This window comes from Ruminococcus sp. OA3, from assembly GCF_022440845.1.
In the GTDB taxonomy this organism is placed as follows: Bacteria; Bacillota; Clostridia; order Lachnospirales; family Lachnospiraceae; genus Ruminococcus_G.
This window is the reverse complement of record NZ_JAKNTO010000001.1, coordinates 665447-682051: the sequence shown is the minus strand read 5'-3', so window position 1 is coordinate 682051 and position 16605 is coordinate 665447. Positions and strand designations below refer to the sequence as shown.

Genomic DNA, 16605 nt, shown 5'->3' with positions numbered 1-16605 from the left:
AATTCCTCCTACTTTTTATACCCGCGGGTTGACACCCGGTGAACATCAATTATTTTTAAAAACATTACCATCCATCACTTTAAAAACCTTATTTATTTTAAACTGATTGCTGACAAACTCATCCAGCCCAGTGCAGGTAATAAGTGTTTGAATATTATGAATATTCTTTAATAAATAGTTTTGCCTGCTACTGTCCAGTTCAGACAAAACATCATCTAATAATAAAATCGGCGTATCCCTGATTATTTTTTTTACAAGATAAATTTCAGACAATTTAAGTGACAGAGCCGCTGTCCTCTGTTGCCCCTGCGAACCATATTTACGAATATCAATATCATTTATTTTAACACCAAGATCATCTCTGTGAGGACCGACTGACGTCTGACGGAATTTGAAATCCTTATCTCTGCTTTTTTTTAATTCAGCAGAAAAAACATCCTCCTCCGTATTTGGCTCATAGATCAGATTCAGTATTTCTTTTTCCCCCGTGAGGTTCTTATGTATGTCAATAATAGTGTCATTCAGTTCCTCAATAAATCTTCTGCGGGACTTTATGATTCTCAATCCATAATCCAACAGCTGTTCGTCCCAGACATCCATCGTATCGGCAAGGTCCGGGTAAAAAGAAATGTCTTTGAGCAGTTTATTTCTCTGATTCAATATTCTGTTATAATTCATCAGATCTGTCAAATATAGTTTATCCAGTTGACATAATTCTGAATCAACAAATCTTCTTCTTTCAGAAGGTCCATTTTTTATAATATTCAGATCTTCCGGAGAAAAGAAAACAATATTTATGATACCAAAAAGCTCTGATGCCTTTTTTATTGGAATACCATTAATCGCAATTCCCTTGGATTTATTCTTTTTAAGATGCATGTCAATTCGATAGGACATGTCGTGTTTTCTGACAAGCATTCTGATATGCGATTCGTCCCTGTCGAAATGTATGATTTCTCTGTCTTTACTTCCCCTGTGGGATTTTGTCGTTGCGCACAGATAGATAGATTCCAGAATGTTTGTCTTTCCCTGTGCATTATCCCCATATAGGATATTAGTACCCGAATCCAGATCCATATGAAGAGAATCGTAATTTCTGAAGTTACTCAATTCCAAAGTTTCTATCTGCATCGTCTACCACAACTACTTAACAATTTTAATGTCAGTCCCTTCAAATGTGACAATATCACCTTCATAGAGCTTACGCCCTCTTCTTATGTCAACCTCACCATTTACTTTAACAAGGCCATCCTGAATCACATACTTCGCCTCAACCCCGTCTTCGACCAGATTTGCCGCTTTGATAGCCTGACCAAGTTTGATAAAATCACTATTCAGTTTAATGGTTTCCATATTTTCACCTTCTCCTATCTTGCCGCATTAAAGTTAACCGGCAGAATGAGATAAATATAATTTTCCATGTCATCTTTGATAAAACATGGTGCTTTTGCATTTACCAGATAAATAGAAATTGTCTCGTCATCGATCACTTTCAGGGCATCCATCAAGAATTTCGGATTAAAACCAATCAGAATGTCTTTTCCCTCTTTCTCAATATCAATATCCTCATCCATGGAACCAATCTGTGAATTGATCTTCAGCTGCATATTTCCTTCCTGTATGTCTATGATGATAGGCTTTTTATCTCCTTCTTTTACAAGAAGTGTCGCTCTGTCGATACAATTTAAGAATTCTTTCTTATTGATCATCACTTTCGTTTCATAGTCGCTGGAAAGCATCTGATCAATTTTAAAATATTCTCCTTCGATCAGCCTTGAAACAACAACTGTATCATCAAATTCAAAGACAATATGATTTTCCGTAAAGAAAATCTGAACCATGTCTTCCATCTCTCCCGATAAAATCTTACTGATCTCATTCAGTGTTTTTCCTGGTACTACCACTTTTTTGTCCGAATAACTTTCTCTCAGCTCGATTTTTCGGATCGCAATCCGGTGTCCGTCAAGAGAGATGATCTTCATAATATTATTTTTAATCTCAAATAATTCACCCGTCATCAGTTTATTATTTTCGTTAGCAGCGATTGAGAATATCGTCTGACGGATCGTCTCTTTTAAAGTAAACTGAGAAATTTCCACGCAGTCATTCTTTTCAATGATAGGAAGATAGGCAAAATCTTCTCCGTCTTTGCCGGGGATTGTAAACTTTGCCTTTTCACAGGAAATTGTTGTATTTAATTTATCATCTGTTTTAATAATGACATCACTGTCCGGGAGTTTTCTCACGATCTCGGAAAAAATACGGGCATCTAAAGCCACGATACCTTTTTCTTCAATCGCTCCATTGACTTTTGTCTCGATACCAAGTTCCATATCGTTGGCTGTGAATTTAATTTCATTTGTGGAAGCATCTATGAGGATACATTCCAAGATAGGCATGGTTGTTTTGGATGGAACAGCTTTTAGTGTAATGTTAACACTCTTAAGTAATTCAGATTTAGAGCAGATTAACTTCATAATGTGTATAACTCCCTTCCTGTCAAAAGTGACTTTAAGAAAAATAAATTAATAACAAATCCGTAGTCTTAGCCGTAAGGGCTGTGGATTTGTGAAAATGTAGGTTAAAGCGCTGAAATACAGGCAAAATGTCAGTGGATAAGTATGTTAATGTAATGAAATTAAAGTGTGTACACATTGTTGATAATAAAAACAGTAAAATTATCCACAAAGTATCAACATACAATAAACACATTATCCACAAATAAATGTGTATAACTTTTTTAAGAAGGAGGATTGATCTTCTTCTTAAGCACGGAAATGGTGGTTTCCAGATCTGAGGAATTTTCCATTTCCTTTTCTATTTTTTTTATTGCATTAATAACTGTAGTGTGATCGCTTTTACCAAGCGCTTTTGCAACGCCTGCAAGAGTAAGCCCTGTCATTTCCCGGCAGAGATACATCACGATCTGACGTGGAAATGTAACTTTCTGACTTCTCTTGCTTCCTTTAATATCATCAGAAGTCACATCAAAGTGTTCGGCTACAGTTGTAATGATTAATTCTGGTGTAATGACCTTTTTTGCATCAGGTGAAATGATGTCTTTCAATACCTGTTCAGCCAGTTCCAGAGTGACTTCTCGTTTTTCCAGATTGGCGTAAGCCATTATTTTATTGAGAGAACCTTCCAGCTCACGGATATTTGATTTTATATTTGTTGCGATGTACTCAATAACGGAGTCATCGACGTTATATCCATCCAGTTCTTCCTTTTTTCGAAGAATTGCCATTCGTGTTTCATAATCAGGCGATGAAATATCAGCGATCAGACCCCATTCAAATCGGGAGCGTATCCTGTCTTCCAATATTTCCATATCCTTGGGTGGTTTATCGGATGATATGATAATTTGTTTTCTGGCACTGTGCAGAGCATTAAAGGTATGGAAGAATTCTTCCTGTGTTGATTCTTTACCTATGATAAATTGTACGTCATCAACCAGTAAAACATCAATATTCCTGTATTTTTCGCGGAATTTTGACATTGCCGTGTTATTGCCATTACGAATAGATTCAATGACTTCGTTTGTAAAGTCTTCACTCGTCACATAAAGAACCCTTTTAGAGGGGTCAGTCTGAAGAATAAAATGAGCAATCGAGTGCATAAGATGAGTTTTGCCGAGACCAACTCCTCCATATAAAAACAGAGGATTATAAATATCACCAGGAGATTCTGCTACAGCGAGTGAGGCAGCATGAGCAAATTTATTATTGCTTCCAACAACGAATGTATCAAATGTATATTTCTCATTCAGATTTGCATTGATCAGATTTTCATTGATGGCCTGCGGCTGTGTTATTACTTTCGGGATATCTTCCGGTATAATGAATTTTATTTCACAGCTAATTCCAGTTACTTCCGTAATAGCAACTTTAATAGGAAGTGTGTACTTCTTACTGATATAATTAATGAATTCTGTAGAAGGCACAAGAATGGTAACAACGTCATTTTCTACGCTATGTACCGTTAAAGGTTTTAACCATGTTGTAAATGATACATCTGAAAGTTCGTGTTCTTTTTTAACCATATCCAGAATATCATTCCACTTTTTTATAATAATGTTCATTTTAACAGTCCCCGTTTCCTATAAGTATAAACACAGCTTTGAACAATAAATTCAGTGATAATATATCGTATCACCCTAAGGGTCCTGCAGAACAGGACCCTCGCAAAATCTTATCAACGATTCATTTTAGATAATATCTCTACTTTATATTATAATAAAACGGGATTTTACGCAATGATTAATTCTGGAAGCTGGACAATAATCAGTTACCATAAAATGTAGTTATTGTTAGGAATGTGTATAAAGGTTTTTATTATTCACATTGATAAAACAGTGTAATTCAAATAAAAATTAAGGATGGTGCTCATATAACCACATAAAAATCGCATTTTATCCACAAGTTATCCACAAAATGTGGATAATATTACGTAAACTATGCGATATTTAAGAAAATAGAGGGTAAAGCAAAAAAAACCTGAATTTTACTTGACTTAAGGGAATAATATGAATATAATTGAAATGATGTTTTCGTGCATACATGAAGATTATAAATTACCATATATGATAGATATTTGGTTTTTAAAGGAGGTGCCAGAATTATGAAAATGACATTTCAGCCGAAAAAGAGATCCAGAGCTAAAGTTCACGGATTCAGAGCGAGAATGGCCACAAAAGGCGGAAGAAAAGTTTTAGCTGCAAGAAGATTAAAAGGAAGAAAAAGTTTATCAGCATAAGACCGCAGTTATGTGGTCTTTTCTTCTCTTATATTTTTGCTGTATATTAAGGGAATAATTCTATGAAAAATTCGGAGAGTTTAAAGAAAAACAGAGATTTTCAGTTGGTTTACAAAAACGGAACGTCGTTAGCTAATAAATATCTGGTAATGTATGTGTATAAAAACCAAATGGGAAAAAATCGTCTGGGCATATCTGTCAGTAAGAAGGTTGGAAATAGTATCGTTCGTCATAGATTGACCAGGCTGATCAGAGAAAGTTATCGGTTAAATGAAGAATTATTCCTAAATGGAATGGATATTGTAGTCATTGCGAGGGTAAATGCAAAAGACAAAGATTATGCACATATTGAAAGTGCATTGATGCATCTGGGAAAAATGCATCAGATTTTGAAGAAAAATGAAAATAATACTGATTAAAATGATTAAGTTTTATCAAAAATATTTATCACCTTTAAAGAGAACATGCTGTCCGTATACGCCAACCTGTTCAAATTACGGATTAGAAGCAATTCAAAAATATGGGGCTTTCAAAGGAAGTATATTAGCAATATGGAGAATATTACGTTGTAATCCCTTCTCGAAAGGCGGCTATGACCCGGTTCCATAAAGTACAAGGAGGAAAATTGGTTTGGATATCTTTTTGACAAAATCAACAATGCCGATTATCGGATGGATAGCTGATATTCTCGGATATGTTATCAGTGGGATATATTGGTGCCTGGAACAGATAGGGATTCCTAACATTGGTATTGCGATTATTTTATTTACCTTTGTAATGTATCTTCTGATGACACCCCTGCAGATAAAACAACAGAAATTCTCAAAACTTAACAGCATTATGATGCCTGAGATTCAGAAAGTACAGCAGAAATATAAAGGCAAAAAAGATCAGAAATCCATGGAAAAGATGCAGGAAGAGACACAGGCAATTTACCAGAAATATGGCGTGTCACCGACTGGAAGCTGTGGTCAGATGCTGATCACATTGCCTGTTATGTTTGCACTGTATCAGGTTATCTATCATATTCCTGGCTATATTTCCAGTGTAAGAGAAGTATTTACCGGCCTTGTGACAAAAATCACATCAATTCCTAATTTTACAGAGATCCTTCAGACTTTTATAGATGAAAATAAAATTACAACAACAAAGCTCGCTGTAGAAAATGGTGTTGCAAGTACGAATTCGATCATTGATATGTTGTATAATCTGACGACAAATCAGTGGGAATCGATTGCTCATGTGGCTGATTTCAGTGGTTTTACAAATATTATTAATACAACAAAAGATAGTATTACAAATGTTAATATGTTTTTGGGATTAAACATCTCAGATACACCTTTTATTCTGATTAAAGATGGATTTTCTTCAGGAAAATGGCTTCTCGTAATCGGGGCAATATTGATACCGGTTCTTGCATGGCTGACGCAGTGGCTTAACTATAAACTGATGCCGCAGCCGGCGACAGTTTCTAATGGAGATACACCCAGTGCGATGGATGCATCCATGAAAAGTATGAACACTGTTATGCCGATCATGTCCGCATTTTTCTGTGTTACTTTCCCGGTTGGTATCGGTATTTACTGGATTGCAGGTGCTGTATTCAGAAGTATTCAGCAGTTGATCATCAACAGGCATATGTCAAAAATCGATATGGATGATCTTATTAAGAAAAATCAGGAGAAAGCACAGAAGAAACGCGAGAAAAAAGGACTTCCTCCTCAGAAGATCACACAGCAGGCTACTCAGAATGTACGCAGAATCAATGAGCCGGTAAGCGCTGATTCTGCTGAAGAGAGAGAAGAGGCAGTCAGGAAGGCAACCGAATATTACAACAGTGGAAATGTGAAGCCGAATAGTATTGCTTCGAAAGCAAATATGGTTAAACAGTTTGATGAAAAGAACAAGAAGAAATAGGGGGATTGGTTATGGATTTTATTGAAATTTCCGCAAAAACCGTTGACGATGCAATTACCAAAGCATGTCTTACTTTGGAAACCTCCAGTGATAATCTTGAAATACAGGTTGTGCGGGAAGGAAGTTCCGGATTTTTAGGATTTGGAAGTAAACCGGCGATTATCAAAGCTCGAAGAAAAGAAGTTGTTGAGCCTGTCGAAGAAATAAAACCTGTTAAGCCTGAAGTTAAGAAAGAGCCAAAAAAAGAATTTAAAAAAGAGATGAAACAGGAGAAAAAACCTGTTAAATCTGAGAAGAAACAAGAAAAACCCAAGCCCGCTGAAAAACCACAGATGGTAGAAAAAGCACCGGCTCCTGAGAAAAAAGAATATGTAATCGTTGAGAGAACGTCAGAGGAAATTAAATTCATTGAAGATGCAGCACGTGAATTTTTGGACAGTGTATTTAAAGCAATGGAAGTTCCTGTCGATATTGCTATCGAATATCAGAAAAATACAGGAAACCTTGATATTGATTTTTCCGGAGCTGATATGGGAATGCTGATCGGAAAGCGCGGACAGACCCTGGATTCACTTCAGTATCTGACAAGCCTGGTGGTAAATAAAGGTCAGGAACATTATATTCGTGTGAAGCTGGATACAGAGAATTACAGAAGCCGCAGAAAAGATACGTTGGAAAATCTGGCGAAAAATATTGCTTATAAAGTGAGAAAAACCAGAAAACCAGTTGCACTGGAACCAATGAATCCTTATGAGAGAAGAATTATTCATTCTGTACTTCAGGGGAATAAATATGTAGAGACATACAGCGAAGGCAGTGAGCCTTACAGACATGTTGTAGTAACATTAAAAAAATAGGAGGCCATGAGCCTTTCATAGTACCTCACCTAAATTTTTTTGAATTTAAGTGAGGTATTTATGTTTTGACAAAGCTTTTTTGCTTGAAGGGAGTAATGAAGATGACAGTTTCATCTAACGATACGATAGCTGCTGTCGCAACTGCCATGAGTCCGTCTGGAATCGGTATTGTCCGCATGAGTGGTGAAGATTCGCTTGCGGTTATCAGCAGGATTTTTCAGCCTGAAAAAGTAGATAAGGATATCAGTAAGGTTGATACTCATACCATTCATTATGGTCATATATTTGATAAAGATGAAATGATAGATGAGGTTCTGGTCATGATTATGAAAGGACCTCACAGTTATACAGGGGAAGATACGGTTGAAATTGACTGTCACGGAGGCGTACTGGCTGTAAAAAAAGTGTTGGAAGCAGCAGTCAGATATGGAGCGCGCCCTGCACAGCCGGGTGAATTTACCAGGCGTGCTTTTTTAAATGGAAGGATTGATCTGTCAAAAGCCGAAGCGGTGATTGATGTGATCAATGCAAAAAGTGAGTATGCGCTGAAGAGTTCACTGAGTCAGCTGAAGGGATCACTGGAACAGAGGATTAAGGAAATACGTCAGAGTATTATTTATCAGATTGCTTTTATAGAATCGGCACTGGATGATCCGGAACATATCAGTATCGATAGGTATGGAGAACAACTAAAAGAAATCCTGATGACAGAGAAGGGTAAAATTCAGGAATTGATAGATTCTGCCGACGAAGGCAGGATGATTCAGGAAGGAATAAAAACAGTAATTGTAGGAAAACCAAATGCGGGGAAGTCTTCTCTTCTGAATCTGCTCGTGGGTGAGGAAAAAGCGATTGTTACAGATGTCGCAGGTACTACAAGAGATGTTCTGGAAGAGACGATCATACTTCAGGGAATTTCACTGCGTATCATCGATACGGCAGGTATACGCAGCACCGAGGATGTAGTGGAAAAGATAGGTGTAGGCCGTGCAAAGGAACGTGCAAAGGAAGCGGATCTTATCCTTTATGTCGTTGATTCATCGGTACCCCTGGATAAGAATGATGAAGAAATTATTGAGATGATTCGGACCGGTAAGAAAAAAGCAATCGTATTGCTGAACAAATCAGACCTGAACCTTAAGGTATCAGCGGATGACATGAAACATTATCTCCCGGTTCCTGTGATATCCATATCAGCCAAGGAGGAGACCGGACTGAAAGAACTGGAAGAATGTATGAAAGATATGTTCTTTTTGGGAGAGTTATCATTTAATGATGAGATTTATATCACGAACATGAGACATAAAGCAGCACTTGAGGAGACAAAAAGAAGTATTGAGCTGGTTGAACGAAGTATTGAAGATGGAATGCCGGAGGATTTTTTCTCTATTGATCTTAGGAACGCATATGAATCTCTTGGAAGTATCACGGGGGAAGCAGTGGGAGAAGATCTGGTAAATGAGATTTTTGGGAAGTTCTGTACAGGCAAATAGCGGGAGAAGAGAATGAATACGTTAGTAGAGAAATATGATGTTGCGGTGATAGGAGCGGGTCACGCAGGATGTGAAGCGGCGCTTGCCTGTGCACGGCTGGGGATGGAGACCATTATTTTTACTGTCAGTGTGGACAGTATCGCACTGATGCCGTGTAATCCTAATATCGGTGGAAGTTCAAAAGGACACCTGGTGAGAGAGATTGATGCACTTGGCGGGGAGATGGGCAAGAATATTGATAAAACATTTATACAGTCAAAAATGTTGAACAAGTCAAAAGGACCTGCAGTGCATTCACTCAGGGCACAGGCTGACAAGCATGCGTATAGTGAACGTATGCGCAGCATACTGGAGAATCAGGAACGCCTGACGGTAAAACAGGCGGAAGTGACAGAACTGATCGTGGAAGGCGGCGTGATAAAAGGTGTAAAAACATTTTCAAAAGCGACGTATCTGTGCAGTGCAGTCATACTGTGTACCGGAACCTATCTGAAGGCAAGATGCATCTATGGGGATATCAGTAATTTTACTGGGCCAAATGGTCTTCAGGCTGCCAACCATCTGACGGATTCGCTGAAGAAAAATGGAATTGAAATACTGCGGTTTAAGACAGGAACACCTGCAAGAATAGACAGGAGAAGTATTGATTTTACAAAGATGGAAGAGCAGTTCGGAGATGAAAGAGTCGTTCCGTTTTCCTTTTCCACGGATCCGGAGAAAGTGCAGATTAATCAGGTATCGTGCTGGCTCACTTATACAAATGAAAAAACACATGAAATCATACGAAAAAATCTGGACCGTTCACCTTTGTACTCAGGAATGATAGAAGGAACGGGACCCAGATACTGTCCTTCGATTGAGGATAAAGTTGTGAAATTTTCGGATAAAAACCGCCATCAGGTTTTCCTGGAACCCGAAGGACTGTATACGAATGAAATGTATGTGGGAGGAATGTCGAGTTCTCTTCCAGAAGATGTACAGCATGAGATGTATCATTCTGTGCCAGGGCTTGAGAATGCAAAGATCGTAAGAAATGCTTATGCGATCGAATATGACTGTATCAATCCGCGTCAGCTTCGCCCATCACTTGAGTTTAAAAGTATAAAGGGGCTTTTCAGCGGAGGACAGTTTAATGGAAGCTCAGGATATGAAGAAGCCGCCGCACAGGGCCTGATAGCGGGAATCAATGCGGTACATCAGATTAAGGGAAAAGAACCTTTGATCCTGGATCGTTCCGAGTCTTATATTGGTGTATTGATCGATGATCTTGTGACGAAGGAAAATAGGGAGCCCTACCGTATGATGACAAGTCGTGCGGAATACCGGCTGTTGTTAAGGCAGGATAATGCAGACATTCGGCTCAGGAAAAAGGGATATGAAGTGGGATTGATCAGTGAGGAGGATTATCAGAGACTGATAACAAAAGAACGACAGATTGAAGAAGAGATAAAAAGAGTAGAGAATACAAATATAGGGGCTTCAAGGGAAGTACAGAGCCTTTTGGAAAAGAAAAACAGTACGGTCCTAAAATCAGGAACTACCTTGGGAGAATTGATTCGAAGACCGGAACTAAGTTATGATGAACTTAAAGAGATAGACGTTGCAAGACCGAAACTTCCCTGTGATGTAACAGAACAGGTAAATATTAATATAAAATACAATGGATATATTAAAAGACAGTTAAAGCAGGTAGAGCAGTTTAAAAAGATGGAATCAAAAAAGATTCCGGAAAATATCGACTACGGTGAGATCAGGAGTCTTCGTATTGAAGCAGTTCAGAAACTGAATCTGTACCGTCCGGAAAATATAGGGCAGGCCTCCAGAATATCAGGTGTCTCACCTGCAGATATCTCTGTTCTTCTGGTATATCTTCAGGGATATCATAAACAGTCATAAAATCAGAGGACGGAAGGAGAGATGTAATGCTGGAAAAAGACCTGACTTATTTAAAAAAGGGTGTTGAACAGTTAAATATAACACTGAGTGATCATCAGTATCATCAGTTCGCATTATATTACGATATACTGATAGAATGGAATAAAGTAATGAATCTGACTGGTATCACAGAGTGGGACGAAGTAGTGGTCAAGCACTTTATTGACAGTCTGGCGATTGTTAAAGCATGTGATATGAAACAGATAAAAAATGTGATTGATATCGGGACAGGGGCCGGATTTCCCGGAATTCCATTGAAAATAGCGTTTCCCGATGTTGAATGTGTGCTCCTTGACTCACTTGCAAAGAGGATTAAATTCCTGGATGAAGTGGTCCTGGCTTTGAACCTGTCAGGTATCCGAAATGTGCATGGCAGAGCAGAGGATTATGCAAAACAGAAAGATTACAGAGAATCATTCGGGCTTTGTGTATCGCGGGCGGTTGCAGGGCTTCATATACTTTCTGAGTATTGTCTCCCGTTTGTGGCAGAAGGAGGTTTTTTTATTCCATATAAATCAGGAAGAATTGATGAGGAAGTACAGGTGTCCGGGAGGGCAGTGAAAGTGCTTGGGGGCGAGATTACTTCCCGGATTAAATTTCAGCTTGCAGATACTGATATGGAACGATCGTTTGTAGTGATAAAGAAAATAAAACAAACACCCGGGAAGTATCCCCGCAAAGCAGGAATGCCTTCTAAGGAGCCGATATTATAAATTAAAAAAACATAAAGAATATAGCTGGCTCTACACTGGCACATTTATAATGCCTCTGTAGGGCCTATTGTCTTTGTTTTACAGGAAAATTGTAGCATGAATTCATAAAAAAAACACAATTTTTTCGGATGTTTAACACAATTAAAACGTAAAATGAATAGGAATATGTGGGGTTTTGAGCCCTGATCATTAAAAGGAGGGAAATTGATTTGATAGAAGTAAAAAATCTGGTGAAACGGTACGGTGACCATCTTGCGGTGGATAACCTTTCGTTCACAGTAGAAAAAGGCCAGATTTACGGATTTTTAGGTCCAAACGGTGCCGGAAAATCTACAACGATGAATATCATTACGGGATATATTGCTTCTACGGAGGGAGAAGTGATTATAAACGGACACAATATCCTGGATGAGCCCGGGGAGGCAAAAAAGAGTATTGGGTATCTTCCGGAACAGCCGCCTCTTTATTTTGATATGACAGTGATAGAGTATCTGAAGTTTGCTGCTGAACTTAAGAAGATATCAAAAGCAGACAGACAGCGGCTGATCGAAGAAGTCATGGAACTTGTGAAGATCACAGATATGCAGAGCCGTCTGATCAAGAATCTGTCCAAAGGATATAAGCAGCGGGTGGGCCTGGCACAGGCGATTCTCGGTTATCCTGAGATTATTATTCTGGATGAACCTACAGTGGGTCTGGATCCGAAACAAATCATTGAAATTCGTGATCTGATTAAAAGTCTGAGTGAGAAGCATACCGTGATTTTGAGTTCACACATTTTGTCAGAGGTAAGTGCAGTTTGTGATTATGTGATGATCATAGCACATGGTAAACTGGTAGCGAGTGATACTCCGGAAAATCTGAGTAAGCTTATGATAGGATCTAATGAATTAGAATTGACGATAAAAACAGACAGAGAAAATGTGTATGAAATACTTAATTCCATATCTGAAATAGAAGAAATGTCGGCTAATGAATCTCAGGAGGAGGGAGCAGTTGATATTTCTATTAAGACTGCTGAAGACACAGATATACGTGAAAAACTCTTTTATTTATTTGCTGAAAAGAAATGTCCGATTATAAGAATGGAATCCAGCAGACTGTCACTGGAAGATGTATTCCTCGAGTTGACGGAGGATAGCCAGGAGGAGACAGAAGAGGTCTGGGAACAGGAGGTGGAAGAAGATGCGGGCAATTTATAAAAAAGAGCTGAAAAGCTATCTTACTTCAATGATCGGTTATGTTTTTATGTTTTTTATACTGCTGATGACAGGTATTTACTTTACAGCATATAATCTGCAGGCGGCATATCCAATATTCGGTATTACGTTAAGTTCTATTACCTTTATATTTTTGATCGCAGTACCGATTCTTACAATGCGTGTTCTGGCGGAAGAGAGGAAGCAGAAGACGGATCAGATGCTTTTGACATCCCCGGTTTCTGTGAAGGATATTATTATTGGTAAATATCTTGCACTCGTGACTATTTATATGGTCCCTATGGTGATAATCTGTTGTTATCCAATCGTTATGAAAAGTTTTGGTACGGTTTCACTTCCAATGGCGTATACTTCTATTTTGGGCTTTGTTCTACTTGGATGTGGAAATATTGCAGTTGGTATGTTCCTGTCTTCTGTGACAGAAAGCCAGGTTATCGCAGCAGTGATGTCGTTTATCATATTATTTATCTGTTATATGACAGATGGAATTGCATCTTTCTTTTCAGATACGGCGATGACTTCCATGATTGCCTTTGTTGTTCTGGTATTAATACTGACAGCGATCATTTATATGATGATAAAAAATGTGTTTATCAGTACTGTCATTGGACTTATCGGTGAAATTATTGTTGTCGCATGTTATCTCGTTAAGTCTTCCATGTTTGAAGGTGCATTTCAAAACTTTTTAAATATTTTCAATATCAACAGCCACCTGAGTAATTTTGTTGACGGTATTTTGGATTTGACAGGAGTCGTTTATTTTCTGTCTGTTATTGGAATCTTTTTATTCCTGTCCATGCAGTCAATATTAAAGAGACGGTGGAGTTAGGAGGTTAATGATGAAGTTAAACATGAAGTTTAATAAAGAGAAAATATTTAAAAATGATGGAAAAAAGAAGTTAAAGAATGGTTCATACAGTGTGATACTCTCTTTGATAGTGATAGCTGCAGTTATTATCATTAATTTAATAGTATCAGAGATACCTTCTCAATATACACAAATTGATTTGAGTGCGGCAAAGTTATACACGGTGAGCGATGATACAAAAGAATACCTGAATACCCTGGATCAGGATGTGACGATTTATTATATCGCACAGAGCGGACAGGAAGATGATACAATCGATAAATTGCTGACGAGATATGACGATCTGTCAAAACATATTAAAGTTGAGAAAAAAGATCCAGTACTTCATCCAAAGTTTACCTCTCAGTATACGGATCAGGAACTCGCTGACAACAGTGTGATTGTGGTCTGCGGTGAAAAATCAAAGGTAATTGATAATGGGCAGATGTACGAGTCGGAAGTAAACTATCAGACTTACTCCTCGAGTATTACAGCTTTTGATGGGGAGGGTCAGGTGACAAGTGCGATAGAATATGTTACATCAGATGATCTCCCGGTACTTTATACACTGGAAGGACACGGTGAACTGGAATTATCCACAACGGTTACAGATGCGATTGCAAAACAGAATGTAGAAGTAAAGACATTGAATCTGATGACAGAAGAAAATGTCCCTGAAGACGCGGAGGGTATTATGATCGCGGCACCTGCGAGTGATTTGTCTGAAGAAGAGGCGGATAAAGTCATTGACTATCTGGAGAATGGCGGAAATGCAATTATATTTTCTGATTACAGCGAGACAGATATGCCAAATTTCCAGAAAGTACTTGAAAATTACGGTGTGAAAACAGTAGATGGTGTAGTTTTGGAAGGCAACAGTAAAAATTATGGCTACCAGATGCCCTATTATCTGCTTCCAAATGTTAATGAATCGGATGTGACGGAAGATGTGATAGACAGTGGAAAATATGTTATGGTGCCGATTGCTCAGGGAATTGAAAAACTGGATCAGGTCAGGGATACTCTGACTCTTACTCCGATTCTTACAACGTCCGATAAGGCATACAGTAAGACGGATATTCAGAATATGGAGAATTATGAAAAGGCAGATGGAGACATAGAAGGTCCTTTTGATGTTGGCATGTATATCACTGAGAGTATAGATGATGATAAGGAGACTAAAATTATCTACTATTCTTCTTCCAGTATCTTGAATGATAATGTCAATCAAATGGTATCAGGTGGAAATCTGGAGCTGGTTACTGAATCAATAGCTGCTGTTTGTAAGAGCGGAGATGAAACATCTGTTTCTATCCAAAGCAAAAGCCTGCAGACAGATTATCTGACACTGACGAATTATAATGCCAGCTTCTGGATGATCATGTCCATCATTATTTTGCCTGGATTGTGTCTCGTATGCGGACTGGTAATTTGGCTGAAGAGGAGAAAACAGTGATGAAAAAAAGAAAGGTCGTTAATTTGATCATTCTTCTGGCTGTTCTGGTTTTTTTGGCTGTCACCTATATTTTATTAAAAAACCACAATCAGGCGGAGGAAGAGGCTGAAGAAAGTGAAGAAACATCAGAGATTATGTCTGTGAATGTGGATAACATTAAAAGTATCGGTTTTAAGATTTCAGGGGAGGATGTCGTCTTTGTTAAAAATGAAGATGCCTGGGCATTGGAAAGTGATGACAGTTTTCCTGTAAAGGCAGATCAGATGACAGTTCTGACGGATGCGTTGACAGAGGTGACGGCAAACAGGACACTTGAAAACGTGGAAGATCTGAGTGAATATGGTCTGGATAAGCCCCAAAACGTAATACAGATTGTAACAAAGGATGACGGAAATATAAAAATAACAGTCGGCAATTCGAATGAATCGACGGGTAGCTGTTACGTATATCTCAATGATGATAAGAATACGGTTTATACGACGGACAGTGATCTGTCAACGGTATTTGCAGGTAGTCTGATGAATTATGCAGAGGGTGAAAATTATCCGACGATCGTGGGAAGTAATGTAGAAAAAGTTGAGCTTGATCAGGGACAGCACTCATTTGTTCTGCAGAATTCTGATACTGCTGATTCAGGGTGGTCCTATACGGATGCATCCGGTAATGTTTCAGATGCTGAGAGCTCTGCTGTAAGCTCACTTCAGTCAGCAATCGCAGGATTCACATATGCTAATTATTATGATTACAATTGTGAGAATCCTGCAGAGTATGGACTTGAGAAACCGTATGCGACATTGAAAGTCACATATACAGTGAGTGAAGAAACAGATGAATCCACAGAAGAGACAAAGACCGTTGAAAAGAGTATGGTCTTGTATATAGGTAATGAGGATGGTAATGGCAACCGTTATACATCCGTTGAAGGGTCCAGTGAAGTGCATGCGATCTCATCAGAATCACTTTCTCAGGTTTTGGATGGTGCAATCGAAAATGTGGAAAACCTGACAGTCAGCAATATATTTTTAAAAGATTTGGAAAGCCTGACAGTTAATTATGGTGGAAGTGCACACACATTTACGCTGGATACTGTGACATCGGAAGATGATGAAGAAGAGAGTAAGACAGTATATTATATGGATGGAGAAGAGATGGATACACTCGGATTCAGCACCTTCTATAATAATGTGGTTGCTGTCACTGCGCAGGAAATGGCCGAAGAGGGAACCCTGCCAAAAGGAGATGCAGAACTGTCATTTGATTTTATTAAGAAAGACGGATCAACAGTCAGCGTAAAATATTACCCATATGATTCAAATTTTTATCTGGCTCAGCGCCAGGATGATAAAAATTATCTCGTTAATAAAATGAAGGTAAGAAATCTTATCAGAGAATATCAGGAGTTGATTAGTTAA

The 16605-nt window shown here is 38.3% G+C and carries 16 protein-coding genes; 12 read left to right on the top strand and 4 right to left on the bottom strand.

Annotated elements, in window-relative coordinates:
* Positions 1 to 45 precede the first annotated feature (45 nt).
* From recF to dnaA, 4 genes are all read right to left on the bottom strand, one after another.
* Positions 46 to 1131 carry a DNA replication/repair protein RecF gene (recF, locus tag MCG98_RS03170; RefSeq protein ID WP_240300399.1) on the bottom strand — a complete coding sequence of 362 codons (1086 nt, stop codon included), beginning with the start codon at positions 1129 to 1131 and terminating at the stop codon, positions 46 to 48.
* Between the two features lie 12 nt (positions 1132 to 1143).
* Complete coding sequence (locus tag MCG98_RS03165) at positions 1144 to 1353, bottom strand: RNA-binding S4 domain-containing protein (protein WP_240300398.1); 210 nt, start codon at positions 1351 to 1353, stop codon at positions 1144 to 1146.
* 14 nt (positions 1354 to 1367) lie between these two features.
* A complete protein-coding gene (dnaN, locus tag MCG98_RS03160; protein ID WP_240300397.1) occupies positions 1368 to 2477 on the bottom strand; it encodes a DNA polymerase III subunit beta in 1110 nt (369 codons plus the stop codon).
* 263 nt (positions 2478 to 2740) lie between these two features.
* Entirely contained in the window at positions 2741 to 4081 is a 1341-nt protein-coding gene (dnaA, locus tag MCG98_RS03155) for a chromosomal replication initiator protein DnaA (protein ID WP_240300396.1), read from the bottom strand.
* A 539-nt stretch (positions 4082 to 4620) separates the two neighbouring features.
* Between dnaA and rpmH the strand changes: the two genes are divergently transcribed.
* From rpmH to MCG98_RS03095, 12 genes are all read left to right on the top strand, one after another.
* The gene (gene rpmH / locus MCG98_RS03150; RefSeq protein ID WP_028528243.1) at positions 4621 to 4755 is read left to right on the top strand and encodes a 50S ribosomal protein L34; all 135 of its coding nucleotides are present in this window, start codon (positions 4621 to 4623) and stop codon (positions 4753 to 4755) included.
* A gap of 62 nt (positions 4756 to 4817) precedes the next feature.
* The gene (rnpA, locus tag MCG98_RS03145) at positions 4818 to 5174 is read left to right on the top strand and encodes a ribonuclease P protein component (RefSeq protein ID WP_240300395.1); all 357 of its coding nucleotides are present in this window, start codon (positions 4818 to 4820) and stop codon (positions 5172 to 5174) included.
* A complete protein-coding gene (yidD, locus tag MCG98_RS03140; protein ID WP_240300394.1) occupies positions 5155 to 5364 on the top strand; it encodes a membrane protein insertion efficiency factor YidD in 210 nt (69 codons plus the stop codon). Before rnpA ends, yidD begins: the two co-directional genes overlap by 20 nt.
* Before the next feature lie 21 nt (positions 5365 to 5385).
* Positions 5386 to 6672, top strand: a complete 1287-nt coding sequence (yidC, locus tag MCG98_RS03135; protein ID WP_240300393.1) for a membrane protein insertase YidC — start codon at positions 5386 to 5388, stop codon at positions 6670 to 6672.
* Positions 6673 to 6683: 11 nt separating this feature from the next.
* Positions 6684 to 7529, top strand: coding sequence for an RNA-binding cell elongation regulator Jag/EloR (gene jag / locus MCG98_RS03130; RefSeq protein ID WP_240300392.1), 846 nt, complete (start codon positions 6684 to 6686; stop codon positions 7527 to 7529).
* Positions 7530 to 7624: 95 nt separating this feature from the next.
* Complete coding sequence (gene mnmE / locus MCG98_RS03125) at positions 7625 to 9022, top strand: tRNA uridine-5-carboxymethylaminomethyl(34) synthesis GTPase MnmE (RefSeq protein WP_345891615.1); 1398 nt, start codon at positions 7625 to 7627, stop codon at positions 9020 to 9022.
* Between the two features lie 12 nt (positions 9023 to 9034).
* A complete protein-coding gene (gene mnmG / locus MCG98_RS03120; protein ID WP_240300390.1) occupies positions 9035 to 10918 on the top strand; it encodes a tRNA uridine-5-carboxymethylaminomethyl(34) synthesis enzyme MnmG in 1884 nt (627 codons plus the stop codon).
* Between the two features lie 26 nt (positions 10919 to 10944).
* Entirely contained in the window at positions 10945 to 11670 is a 726-nt protein-coding gene (rsmG, locus tag MCG98_RS03115) for a 16S rRNA (guanine(527)-N(7))-methyltransferase RsmG (RefSeq protein ID WP_240289007.1), read from the top strand.
* A gap of 209 nt (positions 11671 to 11879) precedes the next feature.
* Positions 11880 to 12872, top strand: coding sequence for an ABC transporter ATP-binding protein (locus MCG98_RS03110; RefSeq protein ID WP_240289006.1), 993 nt, complete (start codon positions 11880 to 11882; stop codon positions 12870 to 12872).
* Entirely contained in the window at positions 12856 to 13719 is an 864-nt protein-coding gene (locus MCG98_RS03105; protein ID WP_240289005.1) for an ABC transporter permease, read from the top strand. Before MCG98_RS03110 ends, MCG98_RS03105 begins: the two co-directional genes overlap by 17 nt.
* A gap of 7 nt (positions 13720 to 13726) precedes the next feature.
* Positions 13727 to 15193 (top strand): GldG family protein, encoded by a 1467-nt coding sequence (locus MCG98_RS03100; RefSeq protein ID WP_240300389.1) that lies wholly within the window; start codon positions 13727 to 13729, stop codon positions 15191 to 15193.
* Positions 15193 to 16605: a DUF4340 domain-containing protein gene (locus MCG98_RS03095; RefSeq protein ID WP_240289003.1), complete on the top strand. Its 1413-nt coding sequence runs from the start codon at positions 15193 to 15195 to the stop codon at positions 16603 to 16605. The genes MCG98_RS03100 and MCG98_RS03095 overlap by 1 nt, the downstream gene beginning before the upstream one ends.